Source organism: Sporosarcina sp. FSL K6-5500 (assembly GCF_038005665.1).
In the GTDB taxonomy this organism is placed as follows: domain Bacteria; phylum Bacillota; class Bacilli; order Bacillales_A; family Planococcaceae; genus Sporosarcina; species Sporosarcina psychrophila.
Genome location: NZ_JBBOTP010000001.1, coordinates 1,304,187 through 1,326,383, shown reverse-complemented (window position 1 = coordinate 1,326,383; position 22,197 = coordinate 1,304,187). Strand labels below are relative to the sequence as shown.

Here is a 22,197-nt window from a genome sequence, read left to right as displayed (position 1 = left end):
TTCATTTTATTACAAGTTGTTCAAGTTCATCTGCTATACTTGTATTTATATACATTTGTTACTAACTATATATGTTGATATAAAGAATTCCCTCAACAACGCTCGGCTACCCCTATGAGGCGCATACGCTGGAGATTATATAGAATCATTAGTTCAACATAACTAGACAGAGGTATTTTGGAAACTCTTTCAATCAATAAAAAACAAGAAGGTGACTAGATGAATATAAAGCAATTTGTAAAGTTGCATCGTGATGATTGGAATCAGCTTGAAGATCTAGTATCAATCATGCATAAAAGGAAATCCGGTATGACGGGTGCCACGATTGATAAATTTTATCGGTTCTATCAAAAGGCAACCCAGAATCTATCCTATTCACAAACGTATTTTCCCGAGGACGAAGTAACACTTTACTTAAATGGACTTGTTTCAAAATCGCATAATCTTTTATATAAAGACCAAATATCGAGTATGAAACAAATCGGACATTTTTTGAGCACAACATTTATTCACCTATTTTTAGAACAATGGAAGTTTATCGTTGCTGCAATGCTGTTGTTTACATTAGGTGGGGTAGGAAGCTTTTTCGCGGTTGTCAATGATCCGCAAACGATACATGGGATCTTACCAGCAGAAATAGCTCAAGGTGTGAATCCTGAACAACTAGGTAGTGCAGATGGTCAGGTTAATTCTTCGGTGATGTCCGCCAGTATCATGACAAATAATATTAATGTGGCGATCTTGGCATTTGCCGGCGGGGTCACATTTGGTTTATTAACAGTCTATGTACTCATTTATAATGGTATTATAGTGGGGGCCCTCGCTGGCTTGTTCTTTCATTATGGGAAATCATATGAGTTTTGGGCATACATCGTTCCCCATGGAATGATTGAGCTTACAGCTATTTTTATCGCAGGTGGTGCCGGTCTGTTAATGGGCTATAAGCTCTTTGTTCCAGGACAATTTTCCAGAGGCTATCAGTTAAAGAAACAGGCACAACGTTCTGTCCAACTTTTGATAGGGACAATTCCTTTATTTGTAATTGCTGGATTGATCGAAGGTTTCATCACCCCAGCAGCGATTCCCTTGGCAGCGAAGTATAGTGTTGCATGCATAACCGTGTTTGGCTTAGTTCTGTATATAGTGATTGGCAGGGTATTACTAGCAAAAAGACAGCTTATATAAGATTACGATTCATAATATCGATATAATGGGAAACTGCAGCTACTGCAAGTTTGTCCTCGCGGGCCTCAATCATTTGTAGGCCTTGCTTTTCCCATTTTAATTTTTCTTTTTTCTTGATCAAAACTTGCTGCTGGGCAATGCTTTTTTCCATCGCGCTTCGAACGTCTACGGGTACCTCATTGGCTTTCTTCAATATCGCCACATCTTCAATTCCGATCATCAAAAACACATGTCTTTGTCTAAGACGCTGTAAATATACTAGCGCGCTTTCCTCATGAAGAAATGTGCGTACATCACTAAATAAGAGTAGCAAGCTTCGTTTCTTTTGCATCGTTTCCAAATAAGTGAGCACAGCCGCATAATTTGACTCTGCTGTATCGACTTTAAGGTTGTAGACTGCCTGAAGGATTGTCTGTAAATGTGTCATGCCTTTTGCGGGTGGTATAAATACTTTCACTTCTTTTGAAAATGCTACTATAGAGACATAATCTCCTTTTTGTAAAGCCGCCGCGGTCACTGTTAATGCGGCTTCCAGCGCTTTCTCAAGGCGATTGCCTATCGCTAGTTCCGAGCCCATCATTCGCCCGCAATCAATTAAAATGGTTACATACTTTCCATGCTCAGGTTCATATTCATTAGTCATCACTTCTTGAAGCTTTGCAGTTTGCCGCCAGTTGATCATCCGTGGATCATCACCTACAGCATAGTTTCTAATCTGTGCGAAATCTCCTACACCGCGTTGTTGCTTACGAATTTTCGAGCCATCATATAATAAAAAACGCTGAGCGTTCCCTAAATAGTGTTTCGTCTCTGTTAAATCGGGAATCACTTTTACAGAATCGACTAATTCAATCGTCTGTTGCTTTGCCCATAACCCAAAACGACTTGTATAACGAAAGTACAGCCGCTCAATGTCGTACTTACCTCTAACGGGTGCATTTGTTTCGTATGTAACAATACTTGCGGATACCCTCGGAGCCTCCCCACGGAGCGGAAAAGGTCGCTCAAATGACTGGGGAATATCATCCACTAGGAAAAAGCGAAGATCAAATTCGGAAGTATTACTTACTTCAATCTCTACTGTATAGCTGAGATTACGCTCTAGTTCTTTAGTGATTGTACGCCGAAAGCTCAGTTGACTTTTCTTAGGTGAATAAATTAAATCCAGTAAACTTACTAAAATAACACCGACGTTCAAGGTAATGATCAAGGACCAAGTAATATCGAGTAGGCTTCCAAGTAAAATGACAAGCAACGAAAAGATTAGGTAAGCACTGAGTAATCGTTTCGTCGGTAAAATTCCTCTACCTTGGAACAGGAACCGAGCCCACAAGTTCTTCAATGATTTGGTCAACGGCCGCTCCCTCCATTTCTACATGTGGCGCTAATTGAATCCGATGCCTTAATGAAGGTTTCGCTACTATTTTAATATCATCTGGCGTCACATAGTCTCGACCCGCTAAGTAGGCCCATGCTTGGCATGCCTTACCAATCGAAATCGCTGCTCTTGTACTCGCACCAAAGCGGATTGAATCTGTTTCCCGGGTCTTTCTGACAATTTGCATAATGTAATCTAGCACGCCATCCTCAATCGTCACACGCTGAATTTCTTCTCTAATTGTCAAGAAAGCCTCCATATCTAGTACGGGAGTAACCAGGCTTGTATCAAAAGTTTTTTCAATCACTTGTTTAAGTACATTTTTTTCTTCTGCAAATGAAGGGAAATCAATTTTTAACTTAAATAGGAAACGATCTTGCTGAGCTTCGGGCAAGGGATACGTTCCTTCGAATTCAATCGGGTTTTGTGTCGCCACAACAAAAAACACATCTGGTAATGGATACGTGTTTCCTTGAATGGTAACTTGTTGTTCTTCCATCGCTTCTAAAAGTGCTGCTTGCGTTTTTGCTGGCGTTCGGTTAATTTCATCTGCCAAAAGGATGTTGGTAAATACAGGTCCTTTTAGCGTTTCAAACGTGCCTTCTTTCATATTGTAGATCATACTTCCGGTAATATCACTTGGAAGTAAGTCTGGTGTAAACTGGATTCGGCGAAAACTTCCGCCAAGAAGTTCTGCGAGCGATCTAACCATTTGTGTTTTTCCAGTACCCGGAACTCCTTCGAGTAGAACATGTCCTCCTGATAAAATTGCAGATAATAGAAGCTTGAGGTTAGTGCTTTGACCTAAAATACGTTCTTCATATTTTTCTAATAAGGTTAAAACTTGTGCTCTCATCCTTCTTCAACCTCTTTCCTGATCTTCTCTAGTCTTTTAGACCATAACAAGTATTCCTGCTTGCTCACTGTGCTCTTTTCTAACATATCTGCCAAACCACTTAATAGGGAGTGAATCTCTCCTTTTTCCAAATGTGGCCACTTTCGTTCGAATTGTGCGGTGAGATCCTTCCATTCCTGATGATAAGGAATTCTCCAATGTTCTTGTAGCAAAGTCATGACATAATTAGCTTGAATAACTAACGAATCATGATAACGATGCCCTCTAATATACCAGGCAGCTAAAGCTTTTATCCCTTCATCACTGAAGCGAACTGTTTCTTGTCTTGAAATGAAAATAGGTCCGAATCGCTTTCCATGGTGCCACAGCCAAAGAATTGTCAAAAGGGCACCTTGAATCATTAATAACAAAAACCAGCGTGGATAGATGTTCAAAATGGTTGTGGCATTTTTCACATCATGGATGTATTCATCAAATAAAATGACTTTGCTATCCACGTCTTTTAGAAGTGCTAAAATGAGTGCAAGATGATCATCCGTTACTATTTCTCCGTTCATAATCCATTTCGGTGAATTCGTTACAATCAATTGACCCTCACCAACTACTCGCTTTAATGCAATTGTGCCTGCATCATCAGATAGTAAGATTTCATCTTGAGCATTTTCTAGAAGCCTCACTTGGCTAGTCACGTCAGTTTTAGTACGATAACTAGCGCCTGCTGGGTCAAACACATTTACTGCGTCAGTTTCCACGACTTCTGTTTCTAGTCCAAACATCCCTTTCGGATTTTCTTTGAATAACAGGATTGTATTTCCTGCTTCCATAAAGAGGTTGTAGCTGTCCAATTCTGCACTGTTCGGTGTAAAGTATGGTTCGATCATAATGAGTAGTTGATTTGCTGGATTGTTTGGTAATTGGCTTGGAGAACCGGACCATCTTTTGACGACATCTTGATGATTCAGTGCGTATGTATAAAATGCCTTCACACCTGTAGGAGAAGGAGAATCAGAAGCATACATTGAATACTCTTTTAGTTGTCCTTGGATTAAGATATACCGTGAAAACAGTAGCACAGTCAAAAGAATTACTAGCCATACCCATATTTTTTTATTCGCTATTGGGTTCTGCAATCTATCTTCCTTCCTCCTTTCTCCTGAACGCTTTGCTTATTCATCCGCTTCACTTAGGTATTTCATTACTTCCTTCTGAAATTGAACGTAGTCCTCTTTTTGTACTTCTCGCTCTCCATATGTGGCTTCATCGAAAAAATAGGCGAGATGTTGAAATTGATCGGCTGATTGTTGATTCACTTTCTTTAATTCTTCATAATACTCCCAGTTAGTTTTCCAAATCCTTGCTTCTAACCATTCTTTTTCATGGAAATACAGGAGCAATGCTATAAATAGATGACGAGTAGCGGAAGAGAACTTTTCCAAGTCCTCCTGTTTCATTGCTTCAGTTACATGCATTTGATATGACCAATCAATTTCCTGCGTTGATTGCAGGGGAGGTGTCTCACGGAACTTCCTTTTTCGACTACGATTACGTATAACAAAAAATAGTACGGTTACCATTAATAGAATCGTAATGACAATAATAATCGTCAAAATCGGTCCAGCTAACATACTCGTTGTTTTTAATGCAGGAAACAACTGGTCTAATTGATCTGCAATCCAGTTTTTAGCTTTTTCCAACCAAATCGAAAATATAGTACTGGGCTGATCACTATAATTCGTATACTCAGTTTCGTTTAAAATCTTTTCGAGTTCATCTCTTGCGTCATCTACATTATCCATAGATTATCACCTTTAATTGTTTCATTATTGAACCACGTTATAATCATCAATCATTTCTTTTAAATCGTCTGCATCATGCCTGACTTTTAAATCTAGGTACATGACTGCATAGCCAACAGAGAAAATCATTGTCGTAAATATACTCGCCAGGGATATTATCATCGAAAGTAGCACACTACTTCCTAGAAATATGCCGAAAGTTAATTCAATTGTGAAACTAATGACGCCAATAATTAAAGAAAAAATAATATAGAGACCTATTAATGGCCACCCGCGTTTACGAGTTAGTCTCCAACTTCTTGTGAAACCTGGAGAACCTTCACCGAGTACAGCAGATCCAAGATAAAAGCTCCAACGAGTTAACAGGTAGCCAACACCGATAGCAAGTGCTATGAATAGGATAATCCCTAAAACTATTCCAACAGTTGAAGAAGTGGCAAGGGAGCTTATTAGTGAAAACACTAAAATAATCACTGGAATAATGATCAAGCCAATTGTTATTAAAGAAAATAAGATGGTACTACCAATAATAGGACCGTAACGTGAAAAAGCTTGTTTAATGACTGAACCAATGGTGTATGTTTCATTTTTTCTTATCCGATTAACGACTATTAAAATGGCTGCCGTAGCGACTGGAAATAAGAAGAAACTAGTAATTCCTACAAGAGAAGTTCCGAGATCGGCTCCTAGACCCGTGGATTCCGCTCCCTCGAAGCTTGAAATTATTTTTTCATGCCAAGCTTCACCAGCACCAAGTTCTCTGAAAAAGCTTACCCCTGAAGCCAGACTAATCAATGCTTGAATCAAGTAAATTGGACCCATAAAAATAAGGGAAATAATGAAAAAATCCCGAAACCTGCTTTTGCTCAAACTAAATGTTAGATCAAGGATTTCTCCAAATCCTTTTGGTCTGTTAAGTCTTTCATTCATTTTATTCATCTCCTTAAAATTCTCATATTTACTATTCTAACACTATTTTGATAGTGAGTGTTTTGCGAACCAGAAGAAGTATTCGGAAAAGTCCATGTCATCTAAGCTTTTAGGCAAAAAAAATAAGCACCATGAAGGTACTTATTTTCAACCGTGTGTTCGAACCCACGGCTTATTTTTCTTTTATTAATCCTGACTCAATAAGGAAATTTTCCGCAACTTGTTCGACCATCATACCGTCATTGTCGACTTTCGCATTCATTTTCTGCATTGCTTCTTCATCAATCATTCCTTCAAGCATAATGAGCACCTCTTCAATTTCGGGGTACTCCACTAACGTCTCTTTCCGTACGATTGGAAGTGCATGGTATGGTGGGAAATAGGATTTATCATCCTCTAGTACACGTAAGTCATAATCTTGTAGCTGACCGTCTGTCGTATATGAGTTGATAACATCCACTTCTTTCGCGCCAATGGAACGGTACATGATACCATGGTCCATGCCTTTGACGTCTTTGAATTTCAGTCCGTATTCTTCTTGAAAGCCTGGTAAACCATCCGGGCGGTCGATGAATTCGAAGACTGCACCTAGTATGAAGTCCTCTGAAACTTTAGCGAAGTCACTGAATGTCACAACACCGAGTTCTTCGGCTCTTGATTCATCAAGGGCGAGTGTATACGTATTGTTGAAACCAAACGTATTGAACGCAATCATACCGTCGCCATCAACGAGTCGTTTCGTTGCTTCCAATGTTTCTTCGGCTGTGCCGGGATCTTCATGGTAATAGTTGACGACGATTGTCCCTGTATAGTCAGGAATAACGTCGATAAGGCCGTTTAACATAGCGTTCCAAACAACGTTGGAGCCGCCAAGGTTTTCTTTATAAATGACTTCAATATCTGTTTTATCTTCAATTAATTGCCCCATGACATGTGACAAAATGATACTTTCTGTATTGTTCCGTGAACCGAGTGTTAGTGACTCTTTTTCGATGAAAATACAGCCCGACAGCATACTCACAATGAGCACTGTCGAGAATAGAACTAGGAATTTCTTTTTCATAGTTACTTCAATCCTTTCGGCGTTGTCCAGCGTTCAATCCCACTAAAGAGTGTTTCTAGGATAATCGCAAGGATTGCTGCCGGGATTGCCCCAAGTAAAATCAAACCATCAATTCCACGAGTAATACCTAGGAAGATGAAATCACCGAGTCCACCTGCTCCGATGAAAGCGGCAAGTGTTGCTGTTCCGACGTTAATGACTGCTGCTGTACGGATACCAGCCATGATAACGGGGATCGCAAGTGGTAGTTCCACTTTTAACAAGACTTGCATGCTTGTCATACCCATCCCTTTTGCAGCCTCGGTTGTTGCTTTGTCGACATCTTTAATACCAGTGTACGTGTTTCGGATAATCGGCAATAAGGAATAGAGGAATAGGGCAGCGATTGCTGTTTTTACGCCGATTCCGAAAATCGGGATCATGAAACCGAGCAATGCAAGACTTGGAATTGTCTGCATAACGCCCGCACCGCCAAGTACGATTGTCGTGAGCTTCGGAACGCGTGTAATAAGAATACCAAGTGTAATACCGAGGACAATGGCAATAAGCATCGAGAAGAAAACAAGTTGAATATGGACTGATGTCGCCTCAAGTACTTCTTTCCATCGCATTTGAGATTGTTCAACAAGTTGTTGCCAAATAGTTAATTTATTCATTGGATATCCCCCGTTTCTGTCCACTGGCTGGACATGGCGGACAACAGCGAACCTCGTGTAACAACGCCTACTAATTTTTGCGTTTTATCGATGACTGGAAGAATGCCGTAAGGTGCTTCATTCATCATGATAATAGCGTCTTTAGCCGTCGAAGTGTCATATAAAAATGGCTCTCGCGAAACCATGATCTCTTCAATTATTTTAATGTCGTCTAATTTTTTAATAAGATCATGTGCGGATACAATTCCAACTAATATATTGTCATCATCGACAACGATAAGATTCGTAATTTTTCGCTGACGGATGAATGAAAGTGCTTTCTCAGGTGACCATTGAGGGAGAGCGGTGTAAACCGATTCTGACATGATGTCGATAACGGGCATGAGTTCAGGGTTTTGGATAATCCGATGTTTCCCTATGAACTCCTCTACAAAGCCGTGGGCTGGTTCGTGAAGTAATTTCTCTGGGGTGTCCAACTGTAGCAGCTTACCATCTTTCATAATGGCGATGCGATCGCCCATTTTTAGCGCTTCATCCATATCATGTGTAACAAAAACAATCGTTTTTTTCAACTTCTTGTGCAAGGAGAGAAATTCATTTTGAAGTTGTTCACGTGTCAGTGGATCGAGTGCACTAAAGGGTTCATCCATCAGAATAACATCAGGATCTGCTGCAAGCGCTCTTGCGATACCGATACGCTGCTGTTGTCCGCCTGAAAGTTCCTTTGGATAGCGAGTTGCATAAATTTCAGGATCAAGACCAACTAATTCAAGAAGTTCGTTAACGCGCGCCTTAATTTCTTTGTCGTTCCAACCTTTTAGCTGGGGTACTATTGCAATGTTTTTTTCAATTGTATAGTGGGGGAAAAGCCCGATTTGCTGAATGACATACCCGATGTTCCGGCGTAGTTCAGAGGCGTTGTAGGAGTTGGTATCCTTACCGTTAATTGTGATTTTACCGCTTGTGTGGGGCTCCATTCTGTTAATCATTTTCATTGTTGTCGACTTTCCGGAACCACTTGGTCCAATGAGGACAAGAAACTCTCCTGTTGGAATATCGAAACTGACAGATTTTACTGCTTGAAATCCACCATCGAACACTTTGCTTACATTTTCAAATTTGAGCATGTGTACCTCCCTGTAGTTTTTCACAACGAATTTATTTCCGAATAGTAGATGAAAAAATCATTCGGAGTTAAAAAAAAGCAGACACTTTGCACTCCAGATAACGTTCGGAGTGATGTCTCACTCCTTTAGTATATCATATTCGGAGCGGGTTTTGAGTTTTTTTTGCATGATATCCCGGAAGTGTCCAAATTGCCTGTCTGTTGTATGTTCCTTTAGAATGGATAATAGAAGGGAAGTGCATCGGCAATGGATATGACAATTTTCGTCGTAGAGGACGATAAAGCAATATTTGATTCACTGAAAGAGCGACTGGGGCAATGGTCTTTTAATGTAACTGGACCGAATGACTTTCATGATGTCATGGTCGATTTTATTAATGAAAAACCGCATCTTGTTATTATGGATATTCAGTTGCCTTCCTATGACGGCTTTCATTGGTGCCGCGAAATTCGTGCAATTTCGAAGGTACCTATTATCTTTCTATCATCGCGGGATCACCCGATGGATATGGTTATGGCGATGAATATGGGAGCGGATGATTATGTTCAGAAACCATTCCATTCAGATGTATTGCTTGCAAAAATTCAGGCACTCTTAAGAAGGACATACGCATACGGTGAAGAAGCGCCGGATGTACTCGAATGGAATGGAGCGATGATTGACATGAAGCGCGGTGTCATCCGTTTAGGTGGCAATGAGGTCGAATTGACGAAAAACGAATTTTTCATATTAGCGGTGCTTGTTCAATCAAATGACGAGATTGTTTCACGGGATGAGTTAATCCGTAAGTTATGGGATGATGAACGTTTTGTTAACGATAATACATTGACGGTGAATGTTACGCGCCTCCGTCAAAAGCTCACGGAACTGGGCCTCGGTGAAGCAATCGTCACGAAAAAAGGACTGGGCTATATGGCGACTACGCTGTAGGAAGGGGCTATTTTTTTGTTTATAAGTTATCTGATGGATATGAAAAGTTGGATTCTCTTTTTTATAGCGGCACTCGGGTTTGCGGATATAGTTATTTGGCTGGACGCTGGAATCGATGCGGCATTTTCATCTGTTTTGTATTTTAACGTTTTACTGCTGAGTGTGTTCTTCACTTTTTTCATATGGCGCTATTTCAAGGAAATGAAGTTTATGAAAGCATTAATCCCGCCCAATGGAATAATTGAAGAAGATTGGCAAGAAGCGCTGCCGGAGCCGTTATCAATACGTGACACAATAACGAATAAGATGTTGCGGCAAGTTGCGGATGATTATACGAAAAGATTGTACGATTTAAAAGCAACTAACGTGATTGAAAGTGATTATACGGCAGCTTGGGTACATGAAGTGAAAGCACCGCTGACTGCCATGAAATTGGTGATTGAAGCCAATCGAAGTGAACCGGCATTGCAGAAAATCGAAACGGAGTGGCTACGTGTTCATTTGCTCATCGACCAGCAGTTGTACATTTCCCGTTTGCCTTCTTTGGAATCGGATTATGTTGTCGGGAAAAGCGGCATCCACCAGCTTGTAGCTGCGGAAGTGCGCGAGCTTGCATCGTGGTGCAGGCAAAAAAATATGGCTATCGAATTTGAAGATGAAGCGATTGAAGTTGTAACGGATAGTAAATGGTGTCGGTTCATAATCCGTCAAGTGTTGACGAATGCAGTGAAGTATAGTCCGTCAGGCGGAACAATTTGGATCACAACAAACGTTGTAGAAAGTGGCAATGTGGTTCTAACTATAAGAGACGAAGGACCTGGTATTCCATCGCATGACTTGCCTCGGTTATTCGATAAAGGATTCACTGGCGGTACAGGAAGACTACATAATGCAGCAACAGGTCTAGGACTTTACCTCGCACAAACCGTTGCTATCAAGATTGGCATCACACTTACTGCACAATCCGAAGCGGGGCAAGGAACGACGATGCGACTGACATTCATGACTGAGAATGAATTCGACTCTGTACTAACGTGACGTTTATGTAACGTTGGACGACCTGTTTGTCATGCAAATCAAACGACCCAAGGAACTAAGCAGGATAAGATAGGGACATAGCAAACAGGGAGGCCATTTTATATGAATAAAACACATACAACAAAAAAAACAGTTCTGCATGCGCAGAATATTCGAAAGTCCTATGGATCACGCAGCAATGTCCAACAAGTACTAAAAGGCATCGAACTTCGTGTCCATGAAGGTGAATTTGTCGGCATTATGGGTTCTTCGGGAGCAGGAAAGACAACATTGCTCAACGTCCTTGCAACGATTGACCGTACGACAGAGGGGTCTATCCTCATCGGTAATTCCGATATTTCGAAGATGAAAGATCGGGAACTTTCCGCGTTTCGTCGTGAAAAATTAGGATTCATTTTCCAAGACTATAATTTACTAGATACATTAACTGTAAAAGAAAACATCTTGCTACCTGTATCACTTGGTAAGATGAATAAAAAAGAAGCGGAAGCAGAGTTCACGGCAATCGCAGACATCCTTGGCATTAAAGACCTCGCACACAAATACCCGCACGAAATTTCAGGTGGTCAAAAACAGCGGACATCTGCTGCACGTGCTCTTATTAATAGACCCTCCATGGTATTTGCAGACGAACCAACAGGGGCCCTCGATTCCAAGTCAGCATCTTCCCTATTAGGCACATTAGAGGATGTCAATAAAAAGCGGGACGTCACAATCATGATGGTGACGCATGACCCACTTGCTTCGAGCTATTGCAGCCGCGTTGTCTTTTTGAAAGACGGCACCATTTACTCGGAATTGTACCGTGGCGATAAAACGAGACAAGTCTTCTTCCAGGAAATCCTGAAAGTTCAAGGCGTTCTCGGGGGTGACAGCGTTGACACTATTTGATCTTGTCATCCGCAGTATGCGGAAAAATATCAAGCATTATTATTTGTATTTCTTTGCACTGATTTTCAGTGTTGTCCTTTACTTTGTATTCGCGACGTTGCAATATGATTCTGCAGTTATTGAGCAGGCAAATAGCTCCATGAAGATGGATTCCGCATTCAAGGTGGCGGGCATTTTGGTTCTATTCATTGCTGGCATATTCGTTATCTACGCCAATTCGATTTTCCTTCGGAGAAGAAGTAGTGAAATAGGACTGTATCAATTGATTGGATTAACGAAAGGGGCAGTTGCACGGCTCCTTATTATTGAAAACACACTTCTTGGAGCCGGAGCGCTCGTTATCGGAATCGGTGTCGGGATGCTTTTATCCAGAGTATTTTTATTGATACTTATGAAATTGGTCGGCTTTAATGACATTGTAGAGCTATCGTTTTCGATGGGGGCCGTTTTACAGACAGCACTTGTATTCGTGGTTATCATTGCGCTTACATCGATTCAAATGGTGTTTAAAGTGTATCGTAATACATTGCTTAGCCTATTCAATGCAGACAAACAAGGGGAACAGCCGAAGAAGCCGAAAAGTGGGCTATCGGCAATACTTGCTTTTCTTGGTATCGGATTGATTGTCTTTGGTTATTGGTTATCGGCACATATGTTGAATGAATTGTTATTCTTTAATATGCTTGGCGTTTTATTCTCAACGATATTAGGAACCTATCTTCTATTCCGCGTGACAATCAGTTGGTTGTTCTATCAAGTACGAAAGAGAAAGCAAGGACATTTAGGACTTTCCAATAGTTTGTCACTTGCCTCACTCATGCACCGTCTAAAAGGGAATGCGAACTCGCTCACCATTATTACAGTTTTATCTGCAATGACATTAGCGATGCTTGCAGGTTCTTATTCGCTTTATTATTCAACGGAAAAAGAAACGCGCTACATGATGCCATTCGATTTTGCGTTTGAAGAAGGAGCGGCAACACCGCTTTCAGACAACGAAATATCTGCAGTGGACTTTGAGGTTGAGTTAAAAGAAAATGGAATTGATTATACAACTGGGACAATCGAATTACTCGGAGTGGAAGGAACTCATGAAAAAGATGTCTTTCCTTCTTTTCTTGATATGAGGGAAGAAACTTTTAATGCCTATTTTGTAAATGCTAAGCAATTACAACAAGCAGGTCTCGAAGTTGAATCACCAAAAGATGGATCTGTCATTTTTCATAATGCTTCCATGGTGGCTATGGCAAAAGATATAAAGATACCATTCGAGATGTATATTACAAGCGGTGAAACAGAAAGCATATTTACCGCTGTGAAATATGGTGAAGGGGACGTTGTGAACGCAGTTTGGGGATCTCAACTTGTAGTGAGTGATGCCGATTTTGAAAAGTATAAAAGAACGATGAAACCAGAAAAAATAGTAGAGATGACCCCAGAGAGTATAGTAAGGAATGTCCGCGTTTTTAATGTAGTAGACAAAGACCAACTTGCCATTGCATCTTCTATCCGCAACCCAAATCAAGACACCGTGTCGTCATACGGCACCGATTATTATTTGACGTATGTAAAATCCATGCAAAGTAATGGACTTCTCATCTTTATCGCCGGGTTTTTAGGGTTGGTGTTCTTAATTTCTACAGGGAGTATTTTGTATTTCAAACAAATGACGGAAGCTGAACAAGAGAAAAAAAGTTATGCAACACTTCGTCAACTTGGCTTTACGGTTAAAGATATTATGCGCGGAATTATCCGCAAACAAGTATTTGTCTTTGGCTTGCCGCTACTGATTGGTCTATTGCATTCTATCTTTGCGATAAAAGCGGCGTCGTTCCTATTCATGTCCGATATTACAGTACCTACAACGATTGCTATGGGCCTTTATGCATTGATTTACCTCGTATTCGCATTCTTGACTGTCGGCTATTATCGGAAAACGGTGAAAGCCGCACTATAATTGATTTTAACTTTACGAATAGTTCTAATTTCGAAGTGGCACTCTTTCATGTAAAAGTGGATTGGGTGCCATTTCCGATAAAAGGGATTCATTTCAAGAATACGTTAGAGGTAATGGTTAGGAAGGGGGGGATTAATTGCAAACTCATATAATGCCAATTTTCATCGCATTTATTGTCTGTTTTATGCTCGCATCATTTTTGACTTTGCCTTGGGCAATCTACCAATACCGAAAATATGGGTACATTAGTTTTTGGCGTACGTTTTTGATAATTAGTTTCCTGTTTTACAGTTTAAGTGCCTTTTTTCTTGTGATTTTACCCTTACCTATAGTACGGAATAATTGTCAATTTGCAGATCCGATAATGTCGTATATGCAATTACGACCGTTTCAATTCATCCAGGATATAGCACATGATACAGGTGTAGTTTGGTCAAGGCCCTCTTCATATAAATCATTGGTTGGGGCTCTCTCGGTGTATCAAGTCGTATTTAATGTACTCCTATTATTTCCAGCTGGCGTGTTTTTACGTTATTTATTCAAAACGAAGGACAAATGGTTTTATGTGATTTTCATTGGATTCGGCGTGTCTTTGTTTTTTGAAATTACGCAGTTAACGGGTGTTTTTGGGATTTTTACATGTCCATACCGGCTGTTTGATGTCGATGATCTAATGGCGAATACACTTGGCACCTTTCTTGGCTTTCTTTTTGCACCCCTGTTTTTAGCGTTTATTCCTTCAAGAGATAAGTTAAATGAAGAGGATGAAACGCATATGAATGAAGAACAATCGACCATAGGTGCACAACTTTTTGGACTTGTTTTGGATATTATTCTAGTTAGGTTCATCACGGGTGTTGTTATGAATGTGATGAAATGGACAGGTACGTTTACCGAATTTGCGCTCTTTACGGTTGTCCTATTTGTGGGAATTGTAATTGTACCGATGATTTGGAAGGGCTATACACTAGGTTCAAGAATTGTTCGGATGAAATTACAGCCCGACACGACCAAATGGTTTACAAGTTTAAGCAGACGATACCTTGCGATTTACTTGCCTTATTTCTTCAGTGGACTTGCAGGTGTAGCAAATCAGTTTGCAAGTCAAGCAGAATTACTGTTACTCCTTTTCTCAATCGGACTTGTTTTTTTATCAGTGCTTTTATGGATGACTGTAATCGGACATATACTAATTCGTTGGATAAAAAAAGACAAGCCACTTTATTTTAATGAGTATAGCAATATAATTTCTTTAAGAAGACATACAAAAAATTAAATGAATAAAGAAGGCGGAATTCTTATTCTACCTGTGAGAAAGAGGAATGTTGGATGAACCCATCAATCGCAAAAAAAGAACGAATTATTTCATTGGATATTATCCGTGGAATCGCATTGTTTGGTATTATGCTTATTAACATACCTGCTTATCAAGTTGTTATGGAAGGTGATATTCTCCCCGTAAATAGTGGTATGAATCATTATGTAGATATGCTCATTCATATCCTGGTGGAAAAGAAATTCTTCTCCATATTCTCCTTCCTGTTCGGTATCGGTTTCTACATTTTTACATCACGTGCCCAGCAGCGTGGAGATAAGCCAAGATGGCGTTTTGTTCGCCGTTTGCTTAGCTTATTGGTACTCGGTATCATTCACGCAATCATATTTTGGGGATCTATTTTAGCAGCCTATGCTGTTATCGGATTTCTTCTCCTCCCATTTTACAGGGTACAAATCTCGACCATCAAAAAATGGCTGGCAGGCTTCACTTGCGTTTACCTGATTGCGCTGATTATGGCGTTAGTCATTCCGACAATGGCCAGTTCCATGGCTTCAATCGGAAATGATACAGTGCTGGTCTACATTATGTTTTTGGCAGGTTTCTTAGTTGCAAAAGCGGACTGGCCACGACAAATTGGCCGATTGCAAAAGCAAGTCAGATGGATTCAGATTGTGACACTGCCAATCGTCATTGGTTTTTCTGTATGGATTTGGATAGCAAAGCAACAAGGTGTAGATAGTGTGGAGTTAATCATTTCTCTTGGCACAATTCCTACCGTGCTGTTTTATCTGGCAACGATGTTCTTATTGCTAGAAAATAAAACCATTGTACATTTACTTCAACCTGTTGCCCGCGTTGGTCAAATGGCTTTGACTAACTATGTTGCTCAAAGTTTCATTGCATTGACAATCATGTCACTAATGGGCATCAAATTTGCATCTTCAAGTCAGATCGTCTTGATTGCCAGTGTTATTTTCATTATCCAAATACTTTTTAGTGTCCTATGGTTTAAATTTTTCAAGATGGGGCCATTGGAGAAAGTATGGCGTCTTATGACCTATGGACGAAAAAATCCAACTACAAATAGAATAGGAGCAAAATCATGAAGAAAGTATTCGCAGCAATTGCAATCATAGTTGTTATCATTGGTTTCCTAATAGCCTTGAGATCAGTGGGATTCAATCGATTAGGCGCAGAAAGTTATTATGTTCAAATCACGGAAAGTAGTACTAAACTCGAGGACCAATCACCTAGCGGAGAGCTATATGTTCGATACGAATACACACTGCCTGCATTTGATAAAAAAGGAAATGAAAAAGAGTTTACGTTTACAGGTGATCATGAATTGCGTAAAGATGCATATTTGGAGTTGTTTATAAAGAAAGGAAAGGGAGTAACTTCCTATCAAGAAGTGAAAAAGGAAGAGATTCCCGCAAAGGCAAAGGACATGTTGAATTGAATGAAAGATGAATTCTAAGGTGATTAATATTTATTAAATCATGAATATTATACAGATAATTGCTATAGCAACTTTGATAATCGCGTTAAAGGTTAAAGTATGAGTATTGGGTTTCTATTTCGAAAACGACATCGATATCGTTATCTTCGGTATCACTGTATCAACTATATACGGAAAAAGTAGTAAACATTTCACTGGAAGGTTAGTCGAACAAAATGGCGACAATCAAGTGTAAACGGATTAGTTATTTGAAATTCCTTGAATTAGCAGAATAGGAAAGCATCAGACTATAAAAACACCGGATTCCAATTAGGAATGGTGGTGACCCCCGAAAGTTAGAGTTTTAATTATGCAGCTGATTGGTTGGTTCGAGTCCGGTATTCTACTGGGCTTAAACCGACCAATTTTAATTTAATTCGTTCATTGTTATAATAATAAATATACTTTTCGATTTTCTGTTTAAGCTCACCATAAGATAATAATGCCTCGCCATGATACATTTCTTGCTTCATAATCCCAAAGTAATTCTCCATTGACGCATTATCTTCGCATGTTGCTTTTCTCGACATACTTTGAAAAAACTTGTTTCTCTTTAATATTGTCACCCATTTATTGTGCTGGTAATGCCAACCTTGATCTGAATGAATAGTCGTACGATATTTTGCTTCTCTTTTAATGATCTCTACCGCTTCATGTAATGGCTGAAGAACCAATTCTAGGGTTGGCTTGTTTGAAATACCATAAGAGATAATTTCACCATTGTATAGATCTAGAATTGGATTCAAGTAAAGTTTTTCGTTGCCTAAGCACTTAAATTCGGTTATATCCGTGACCAATTTTTGTAGGGGTATCGTCGTACTAAATCGACGATTTAAAAGGTTTTTAGCCACCTTACCCACTTTTCCTTTATATGAATTGTAACGACGTGACTTGCGGGTAAACTTAATACATTTCAAACCAATAACTTTCATCAGCCGTTGTACTTTTTTATGATTTATTTTGATCCCTTTAGCTCTTAAAGCAAGATAAATTCGTCGATACCCATATCTTCCTTCATGTTGGTGAAATAACGTTGTTATTAATTCTTTGATCTCTTTATCGGGATCATCTTTCATCAATTGCTTAATATGATAGTGATAAGTCGCTTCAGGAATATCAACTATTTCCAAAGTATCTTTTAATTTGAATCCTTCTTGCTTGAGTTCAAACGCCAGCGCTGCTTGTGCTTTTCGAGATAGGCATCCGGATTCTCCTGAAAAGCTTTCAACTTTTTTAAATAGGAAACCTCAAGTCGAAGAAGTTCAATTTCCCGTTCTAATTGTTCTTCTCGTTCTATTCCTTTTTCTTTTTTTGGTGGGTTAGACTTAGTTTTTTTAGACATAGAAGGACGTCCTTTCGGTTTAGGTTCAAGCCCTTCTACTCCTTTCTTAAGAAAGATTCTATTCCAGTTTGCAATTATAGACCTTTCAGGTATGGAAAATCTATCTGCGGTTTCCTGGTAAGAAGCGCCTGTTTCTTTCTTAAAGTTTAATACATCTAGCTTAAATTGAACAGAGTATTCCTTTTTAGAATAATTTCTACGCAAACTGTCCTTACCTAGAGCTTGATAAGAATTAACCCATTTTTGAATTGGGGACTTGTCAGGCATGCCGTATTTTTGAGCTAACCGCTGATATCCTAGGAACCCTTCAAGATATTCTTTTACAATTATTAACTTAAATTCATCGCTATATTTCGCCATATAAAAACACCCCAAGAGTTAGATTTTTAGCTCTAACTTTTAGGGTGCGGTACCAATCCGGTGTTTTTACTAGCGATTGGAAATTGTGTTACTATTTACAAAAAGTTGAAATTTGTGAGGTGAAAGTCCAAAGATTCCTAACAAGGCTTAAATAATACAAGCATTCTTTTTAATTTGATATTCCCTCCATCTTTAAGATGCAATTTTACTTTTTTCGGATATTAAAAATAGAAGGAATGTGAGAAATATAAAATCCGCCTGTCGATAAAAGAAGTATCAGACAGAGGTTTCCAAATTTTAATTTTCCACTTTTTCAAAGCGAAATGTTTATTTTATTACTCACGTTTGTTTAGGTGCTTGTCGCGAAAGGCTAATGGTTAGCGAACAAAATAAGGTGGATTATTTCTGTTTTGGGGTAGAGAATAATAAAAATCTTAATGAGAAAGTGAGGTATCACTATGTTTATGGATGCGCTAATGGTTGGTCTAGCGAATGATTTTATATGGACGTACATACGGATGTAGCTAAGCAAATCGATGGCATTAGAAAGGATCCTCTTGCGAGCGCATTGAATACAGCAGACTATAAATACAGTAGTGCAACTCCGAGGGGGTGGACCTTCGTTGGCGACAGCGATGAACCACTTGATCAAAGCATTTTCGACTTTGTGAAACCCAAATCATCGGCCAAGAAACCTCATTCACAACCGGTTCCCAAGATAGTCATGACAGATTCACATGCTATTCTTGAGCAATTCACTGAAGACGAAATATGGGCCATCAAAGAGATGTTAAAATCATGGCAAGAATCAGCTCCAACAATCGAAATGGAGCCAACGCTTCACGATCGCATTAAACAGCTTCCACAAGAAAAGAAAACGCGAAAGACCATTGTAATTGATCAAAGTATCGGGGAGCGTTCCGATGTGTTTTGCGAAGCAGAACGTCTCAATAAATCGGATATTTTACATTTAGCATTGGCTGATTTCATGGATAAATTCGAATGACCCCCCCATGACTTTCCAGGGAGGTTTTTTTATCTGCTTATCGTTGAGGTGAATCTGCATAATTATTCATGTAGACAGGCCTGACGTTCACCAGAAACCCCGTTAACTCAACAATGTATATTTGATGCATACAGAAAACAAAGGACCGTTGGAGATGAAATGAGGGTTTATAAGGGGTTATGGCGTATGATCAACTTCCGAGAACTGGCGTTATGTTAACCTGGTTTGCATGGTTTATACAAGGTCGTTCAGCAATCGGGCCATTTTACAGAGCAAAGTAGAGGACGTGGTGTAATGAGATTTTATGACAGACCACTTAAAGCATATTTATTTAACGATTTAAGTGCTGTTGAAGAACATGATGGGGAACTCATTTATTTTTTTGAAGAGGGATATGTGACAGTCCTTGGCGAGTTTGAACACGAGAAATATGGTGGAGGTACAGCCTGTATGATTTTTAATCAGGAAGATGTTATTTCTGTATCAAAAAGAATGTTGCGCTTTGTTGTAGATAATCAATCGTGAAAATGATCGGATAATCTTCAACAATCGGGCCAGATTGTTGCAAAGCCTTTCTGACTCAAATGGAGTTTATATCTATGACAGTTAGAAGATTGGTTATGGAAAGGAGATATAATAAATGCGGTTACCAATGAATATTACAGGTCTGGCAAATAGCAAGATGGATTTAAATAAGATGGATGGAAACCTATTCGAAAAGTTAGGATACGAAATTGCTAGGAAACTTCAAGGCAAAGTAATTGGCTATATTCCTCCCAGTTATCCATTAAATTATTTTCGCTTGGATATAAAGAAAGATGAAAATACAATAACCATTTTACTTCATGAGCATTTCCCACCGTTGCCATTGCTTCATATGAAAATGAACTTCAAATTCATTTTTTAGATCATGAAGATTTAATGACCGAATTGAGAACATACTATACAGTTTTAGAAACCACATTTCTAAATGAACCCTTTAACCCGAATTCTCATGACTTAGCAGAGATTGAATTGAAAAATGCGAAACATTGGGGACCGAATATAAACGGAGAAGTAATTTTTAATTGTTGGGATTAGCGTATTCCGTTATCGGGCGCGATTGTTGATGAAATGCTAAATAGAGTTCTTACTGTGGAGGTTTTAGATATTGAAGAGACCCATTGGAATTAGACTAGATGGCTGTATTTATTCTAGCAATGATGAAGATTTAAGCGAGGAGGAGTTTCCCAATGCTTTTATTGAATTTATTGAAGAAAAAGGATGGTATTTCGGTGGTGGCCTTTTCCAGATAGACGAGGAAGGAAATCACATACAGGATATTGAATAGATTGTATTGCAATGGGGCGCGATTGCTTTATAAGCGATTGTATCTATATCGCAATCGGGCCAAATCCATCAATAGGAACTAAAATATTTTTTAATTAAAGAGGGAAGAATGAATAAATGAAAATCGTAGACTATTTAAATGAAAAGTTCCCGACTGTAGTATTAGTCCCAAGTGTCTATTATCAATGGGATATTGGCATTCACTTTTCACTAGGGGAAGGAATCTATCAATTCAAGGAAAACGGTGAACTCAATTTAGAAATGTTCAGTACAGCATATAAACAAACATTCAAAATATTTGATGAGCTATTCGATCAAAATGATGATCTGATCCTTGTCACGAATAACTACAAGTGGAAAAAACAACAGCAAACAACAAAATTAAAGGTATATCAGCCGAACTTGAGGGATAAAAACATTTTAAAGAAACTTCAATCCAAAACATATCCTTATCCATTCGAAGAAGATGAGAAAGAAGATTATGAGATGCAACAGTTTTCCTTACAGTGCAAAGTAAGCGATATAAACTTGGAGGGATTACTAAAAGCCTCGCTAAATGAAGATTTCCCACCTATGAAACCAAGATTTGGATGTGATTCTGTTTACTACCCTGATGTTTTCTTTGTGAATACTACGAAAGATATTATATTTTTTGTATATGATGACCGTGGATGTGAGGTAATCGCACTGACAGCTGAAAAATTACGTCCACTTTATGAAAAACACTATGACTGGGTAGATGAAGTCGACCGAGAAAGGATAGAAAAAGGATTAGGAATGTAAGTATTCAATAAATCCAAGAAATCAATAAGCATCAAATTGATTTCACCCAAATAAAATTCGAGTATAGCCAATTTGGTTTCTTTTCGAACGATTTCTTTCTCTACGTGGAAGTCTGCCAGTAGAGTTGGGACATTTCCCGTTGTAACTACCTCCAAATATTTACTTTAAAGCCAAAATCGATTATTACACACGGGATCAACTAAATACGGGGTATTATGTATCATTTCACCAAATTTAATGTATATTTTTCTTCTATTTTGTTGCAGAAAGAGGATAAGACGTGGCAAAAAGATGAAAAAAGTTATTACGTTATTAAGTCTTTTAGTTTTATTCAGCACCACTATTTTGGTTCCTTTAGCAAGTGCAAAAGAAAGAGAGGTTCTAACTTCCACCGATCTTAACCGACTGGAAGAGAGCCCACAAAGTGAGCTTACTGAGTATGATTTGAAAGTACTCGAAATAATAAAAGAGTTAGAGTCATCCGATGAAGGAGTTTTATTAGAAGATTATCAAGGAGATGATATATATACTGTTTATGGAGGAACCATAGCGGCTGGTAAATATGTCATCCCGGGTATTGGAACAGTTATGGTACTTGTAACAGGTGCTGTTATTATTGGAGATGTGATGTGGGAAGCCACTACTTCAGTTGCAAAGAATATCATAAATTTACTTTTTTCTAAACCTGAACCTGTATACAAGACAGATGGAGAAGCAAAAAAGGCCGCAGACAAACTAGGATATACTAAAGCAAATGAGACATGTAAAGATGGTGTAGCTATTTTTTAAAAGG

24 protein-coding genes are annotated in these 22,197 nt (G+C 39.0%); 14 read left to right on the top strand and 10 right to left on the bottom strand.

The genetic code is table 11. The features are described 5' to 3' along the window. Window positions 1-219: 219 nt before the first annotated feature. Window positions 220-1,185 (top strand): stage II sporulation protein M, encoded by a 966-nt coding sequence (locus MKX62_RS05995; RefSeq protein ID WP_340741037.1) that lies wholly within the window; start codon window positions 220-222, stop codon window positions 1,183-1,185. Here MKX62_RS05995 and MKX62_RS05990 read toward each other — a convergent pair. The 8 genes from MKX62_RS05990 to MKX62_RS05955 form a co-directional block, all read right to left on the bottom strand. After that, the gene (locus tag MKX62_RS05990) at window positions 1,178-2,539 is read right to left on the bottom strand and encodes a DUF58 domain-containing protein (RefSeq protein WP_187046116.1); all 1,362 of its coding nucleotides are present in this window, start codon (window positions 2,537-2,539) and stop codon (window positions 1,178-1,180) included. The genes MKX62_RS05995 and MKX62_RS05990 overlap by 8 nt on opposite strands. Continuing rightward, entirely contained in the window at window positions 2,490-3,419 is a 930-nt protein-coding gene (locus MKX62_RS05985; RefSeq protein ID WP_187046115.1) for an AAA family ATPase, read from the bottom strand. Before MKX62_RS05985 ends, MKX62_RS05990 begins: the two co-directional genes overlap by 50 nt. Continuing rightward, window positions 3,416-4,549, bottom strand: a complete 1,134-nt coding sequence (locus tag MKX62_RS05980; RefSeq protein WP_338654787.1) for a DUF4350 domain-containing protein — start codon at window positions 4,547-4,549, stop codon at window positions 3,416-3,418. The genes MKX62_RS05985 and MKX62_RS05980 overlap by 4 nt, the downstream gene beginning before the upstream one ends. Before the next feature lie 36 nt (window positions 4,550-4,585). Next, entirely contained in the window at window positions 4,586-5,215 is a 630-nt protein-coding gene (locus tag MKX62_RS05975; RefSeq protein ID WP_338654789.1) for a DUF4129 domain-containing protein, read from the bottom strand. Window positions 5,216-5,239: 24 nt separating this feature from the next. Continuing rightward, a complete protein-coding gene (locus MKX62_RS05970) occupies window positions 5,240-6,145 on the bottom strand; it encodes a hypothetical protein (RefSeq protein ID WP_338654791.1) in 906 nt (301 codons plus the stop codon). Between the two features lie 172 nt (window positions 6,146-6,317). Next, window positions 6,318-7,208, bottom strand: coding sequence for a glycine betaine ABC transporter substrate-binding protein (locus MKX62_RS05965; protein WP_187046112.1), 891 nt, complete (start codon window positions 7,206-7,208; stop codon window positions 6,318-6,320). A 2-nt stretch (window positions 7,209-7,210) separates the two neighbouring features. Next, window positions 7,211-7,864, bottom strand: coding sequence for an ABC transporter permease (locus MKX62_RS05960; RefSeq protein ID WP_067213507.1), 654 nt, complete (start codon window positions 7,862-7,864; stop codon window positions 7,211-7,213). Further along, on the bottom strand, window positions 7,861-8,991 hold the full coding sequence (locus tag MKX62_RS05955; RefSeq protein ID WP_067213506.1) for a betaine/proline/choline family ABC transporter ATP-binding protein: 1,131 nt from the start codon (window positions 8,989-8,991) through the stop codon (window positions 7,861-7,863). Before MKX62_RS05955 ends, MKX62_RS05960 begins: the two co-directional genes overlap by 4 nt. Window positions 8,992-9,237: 246 nt before the next feature. Here MKX62_RS05955 and MKX62_RS05950 point away from each other — a divergent pair, with 246 nt between their 5' ends. The 7 genes from MKX62_RS05950 to MKX62_RS05920 all read left to right on the top strand — a co-directional run bounded on the left by MKX62_RS05950 (window position 9,238) and on the right by MKX62_RS05920 (window position 16,545). Continuing rightward, complete coding sequence (locus MKX62_RS05950) at window positions 9,238-9,921, top strand: response regulator transcription factor (RefSeq protein WP_187046111.1); 684 nt, start codon at window positions 9,238-9,240, stop codon at window positions 9,919-9,921. Between the two features lie 15 nt (window positions 9,922-9,936). Next, window positions 9,937-10,959 carry a sensor histidine kinase gene (locus MKX62_RS05945; RefSeq protein WP_231885734.1) on the top strand — a complete coding sequence of 341 codons (1,023 nt, stop codon included), beginning with the start codon at window positions 9,937-9,939 and terminating at the stop codon, window positions 10,957-10,959. 102 nt (window positions 10,960-11,061) lie between these two features. Further along, complete coding sequence (locus MKX62_RS05940) at window positions 11,062-11,850, top strand: ABC transporter ATP-binding protein (RefSeq protein ID WP_187046110.1); 789 nt, start codon at window positions 11,062-11,064, stop codon at window positions 11,848-11,850. Continuing rightward, window positions 11,828-13,807: an ABC transporter permease gene (locus MKX62_RS05935; protein ID WP_338654797.1), complete on the top strand. Its 1,980-nt coding sequence runs from the start codon at window positions 11,828-11,830 to the stop codon at window positions 13,805-13,807. Before MKX62_RS05940 ends, MKX62_RS05935 begins: the two co-directional genes overlap by 23 nt. Window positions 13,808-13,943: 136 nt before the next feature. Then, a complete protein-coding gene (locus tag MKX62_RS05930) occupies window positions 13,944-15,083 on the top strand; it encodes a VanZ family protein (RefSeq protein ID WP_067213501.1) in 1,140 nt (379 codons plus the stop codon). A 53-nt stretch (window positions 15,084-15,136) separates the two neighbouring features. Then, a complete protein-coding gene (locus tag MKX62_RS05925) occupies window positions 15,137-16,192 on the top strand; it encodes a DUF418 domain-containing protein (RefSeq protein WP_340741036.1) in 1,056 nt (351 codons plus the stop codon). Continuing rightward, window positions 16,189-16,545 carry a YxeA family protein gene (locus MKX62_RS05920; RefSeq protein WP_340741035.1) on the top strand — a complete coding sequence of 119 codons (357 nt, stop codon included), beginning with the start codon at window positions 16,189-16,191 and terminating at the stop codon, window positions 16,543-16,545. Before MKX62_RS05925 ends, MKX62_RS05920 begins: the two co-directional genes overlap by 4 nt. 347 nt (window positions 16,546-16,892) lie before the next feature. Here the strand turns inward: MKX62_RS05920 and MKX62_RS05915 are convergent, their stop codons facing one another. Continuing rightward, window positions 16,893-17,759, bottom strand: a complete 867-nt coding sequence (locus tag MKX62_RS05915) for an IS3 family transposase (protein WP_340742551.1) — start codon at window positions 17,757-17,759, stop codon at window positions 16,893-16,895. Next, on the bottom strand, window positions 17,723-18,286 hold the full coding sequence (locus MKX62_RS05910) for a helix-turn-helix domain-containing protein (protein ID WP_340741034.1): 564 nt from the start codon (window positions 18,284-18,286) through the stop codon (window positions 17,723-17,725). The genes MKX62_RS05915 and MKX62_RS05910 overlap by 37 nt, the downstream gene beginning before the upstream one ends. 502 nt (window positions 18,287-18,788) lie before the next feature. Here MKX62_RS05910 and MKX62_RS05905 point away from each other — a divergent pair. The 6 genes from MKX62_RS05905 to MKX62_RS05880 all read left to right on the top strand — a co-directional run bounded on the left by MKX62_RS05905 (window position 18,789) and on the right by MKX62_RS05880 (window position 22,193). Next, window positions 18,789-19,292, top strand: coding sequence for a hypothetical protein (locus MKX62_RS05905; protein ID WP_340741033.1), 504 nt, complete (start codon window positions 18,789-18,791; stop codon window positions 19,290-19,292). Between the two features lie 294 nt (window positions 19,293-19,586). Beyond that, window positions 19,587-19,817, top strand: a complete 231-nt coding sequence (locus MKX62_RS05900) for a hypothetical protein (protein ID WP_340741032.1) — start codon at window positions 19,587-19,589, stop codon at window positions 19,815-19,817. 115 nt (window positions 19,818-19,932) lie between these two features. Further along, complete coding sequence (locus tag MKX62_RS05895; RefSeq protein ID WP_340741031.1) at window positions 19,933-20,199, top strand: hypothetical protein; 267 nt, start codon at window positions 19,933-19,935, stop codon at window positions 20,197-20,199. 243 nt (window positions 20,200-20,442) lie between these two features. Then, entirely contained in the window at window positions 20,443-20,622 is a 180-nt protein-coding gene (locus MKX62_RS05890) for a hypothetical protein (RefSeq protein ID WP_338654812.1), read from the top strand. Window positions 20,623-20,738: 116 nt separating this feature from the next. Next, on the top strand, window positions 20,739-21,404 hold the full coding sequence (locus tag MKX62_RS05885; RefSeq protein WP_338654814.1) for a DUF3885 domain-containing protein: 666 nt from the start codon (window positions 20,739-20,741) through the stop codon (window positions 21,402-21,404). Between the two features lie 291 nt (window positions 21,405-21,695). Further along, complete coding sequence (locus MKX62_RS05880) at window positions 21,696-22,193, top strand: hypothetical protein (RefSeq protein WP_338654816.1); 498 nt, start codon at window positions 21,696-21,698, stop codon at window positions 22,191-22,193. Window positions 22,194-22,197: the final 4 nt, after the last annotated feature.

Excerpts from the sequence above, each read along its gene's own strand:
- MKX62_RS05955 (WP_067213506.1), bottom strand. The coding sequence starts at position 8,991 with ATGCTCAAATTTGAAAATGTAAGCAAAGTGTTCGATGGTGGATTTCAA.
- MKX62_RS05885 (WP_338654814.1), top strand. The coding sequence starts at position 20,739 with ATGAAAATCGTAGACTATTTAAATGAAAAGTTCCCGACTGTAGTATTA.
- MKX62_RS05960 (WP_067213507.1), bottom strand. The coding sequence starts at position 7,864 with ATGAATAAATTAACTATTTGGCAACAACTTGTTGAACAATCTCAAATG.
- MKX62_RS05950 (WP_187046111.1), top strand. The coding sequence starts at position 9,238 with ATGGATATGACAATTTTCGTCGTAGAGGACGATAAAGCAATATTTGAT.
- MKX62_RS05895 (WP_340741031.1), top strand. The coding sequence starts at position 19,933 with ATGCGGTTACCAATGAATATTACAGGTCTGGCAAATAGCAAGATGGAT.
- MKX62_RS05965 (WP_187046112.1), bottom strand. The coding sequence starts at position 7,208 with ATGAAAAAGAAATTCCTAGTTCTATTCTCGACAGTGCTCATTGTGAGT.
- MKX62_RS05905 (WP_340741033.1), top strand. The coding sequence starts at position 18,789 with ATGGACGTACATACGGATGTAGCTAAGCAAATCGATGGCATTAGAAAG.
- MKX62_RS05985 (WP_187046115.1), bottom strand. The coding sequence starts at position 3,419 with ATGAGAGCACAAGTTTTAACCTTATTAGAAAAATATGAAGAACGTATT.
- MKX62_RS05975 (WP_338654789.1), bottom strand. The coding sequence starts at position 5,215 with ATGGATAATGTAGATGACGCAAGAGATGAACTCGAAAAGATTTTAAAC.
- MKX62_RS05940 (WP_187046110.1), top strand. The coding sequence starts at position 11,062 with ATGAATAAAACACATACAACAAAAAAAACAGTTCTGCATGCGCAGAAT.
- MKX62_RS05880 (WP_338654816.1), top strand. The coding sequence starts at position 21,696 with ATGAAAAAAGTTATTACGTTATTAAGTCTTTTAGTTTTATTCAGCACC.
- MKX62_RS05995 (WP_340741037.1), top strand. The coding sequence starts at position 220 with ATGAATATAAAGCAATTTGTAAAGTTGCATCGTGATGATTGGAATCAG.
- MKX62_RS05920 (WP_340741035.1), top strand. The coding sequence starts at position 16,189 with ATGAAGAAAGTATTCGCAGCAATTGCAATCATAGTTGTTATCATTGGT.
- MKX62_RS05970 (WP_338654791.1), bottom strand. The coding sequence starts at position 6,145 with ATGAATGAAAGACTTAACAGACCAAAAGGATTTGGAGAAATCCTTGAT.
- MKX62_RS05925 (WP_340741036.1), top strand. The coding sequence starts at position 15,137 with ATGAACCCATCAATCGCAAAAAAAGAACGAATTATTTCATTGGATATT.
- MKX62_RS05900 (WP_340741032.1), top strand. The coding sequence starts at position 19,587 with ATGAGATTTTATGACAGACCACTTAAAGCATATTTATTTAACGATTTA.
- MKX62_RS05910 (WP_340741034.1), bottom strand. The coding sequence starts at position 18,286 with ATGGCGAAATATAGCGATGAATTTAAGTTAATAATTGTAAAAGAATAT.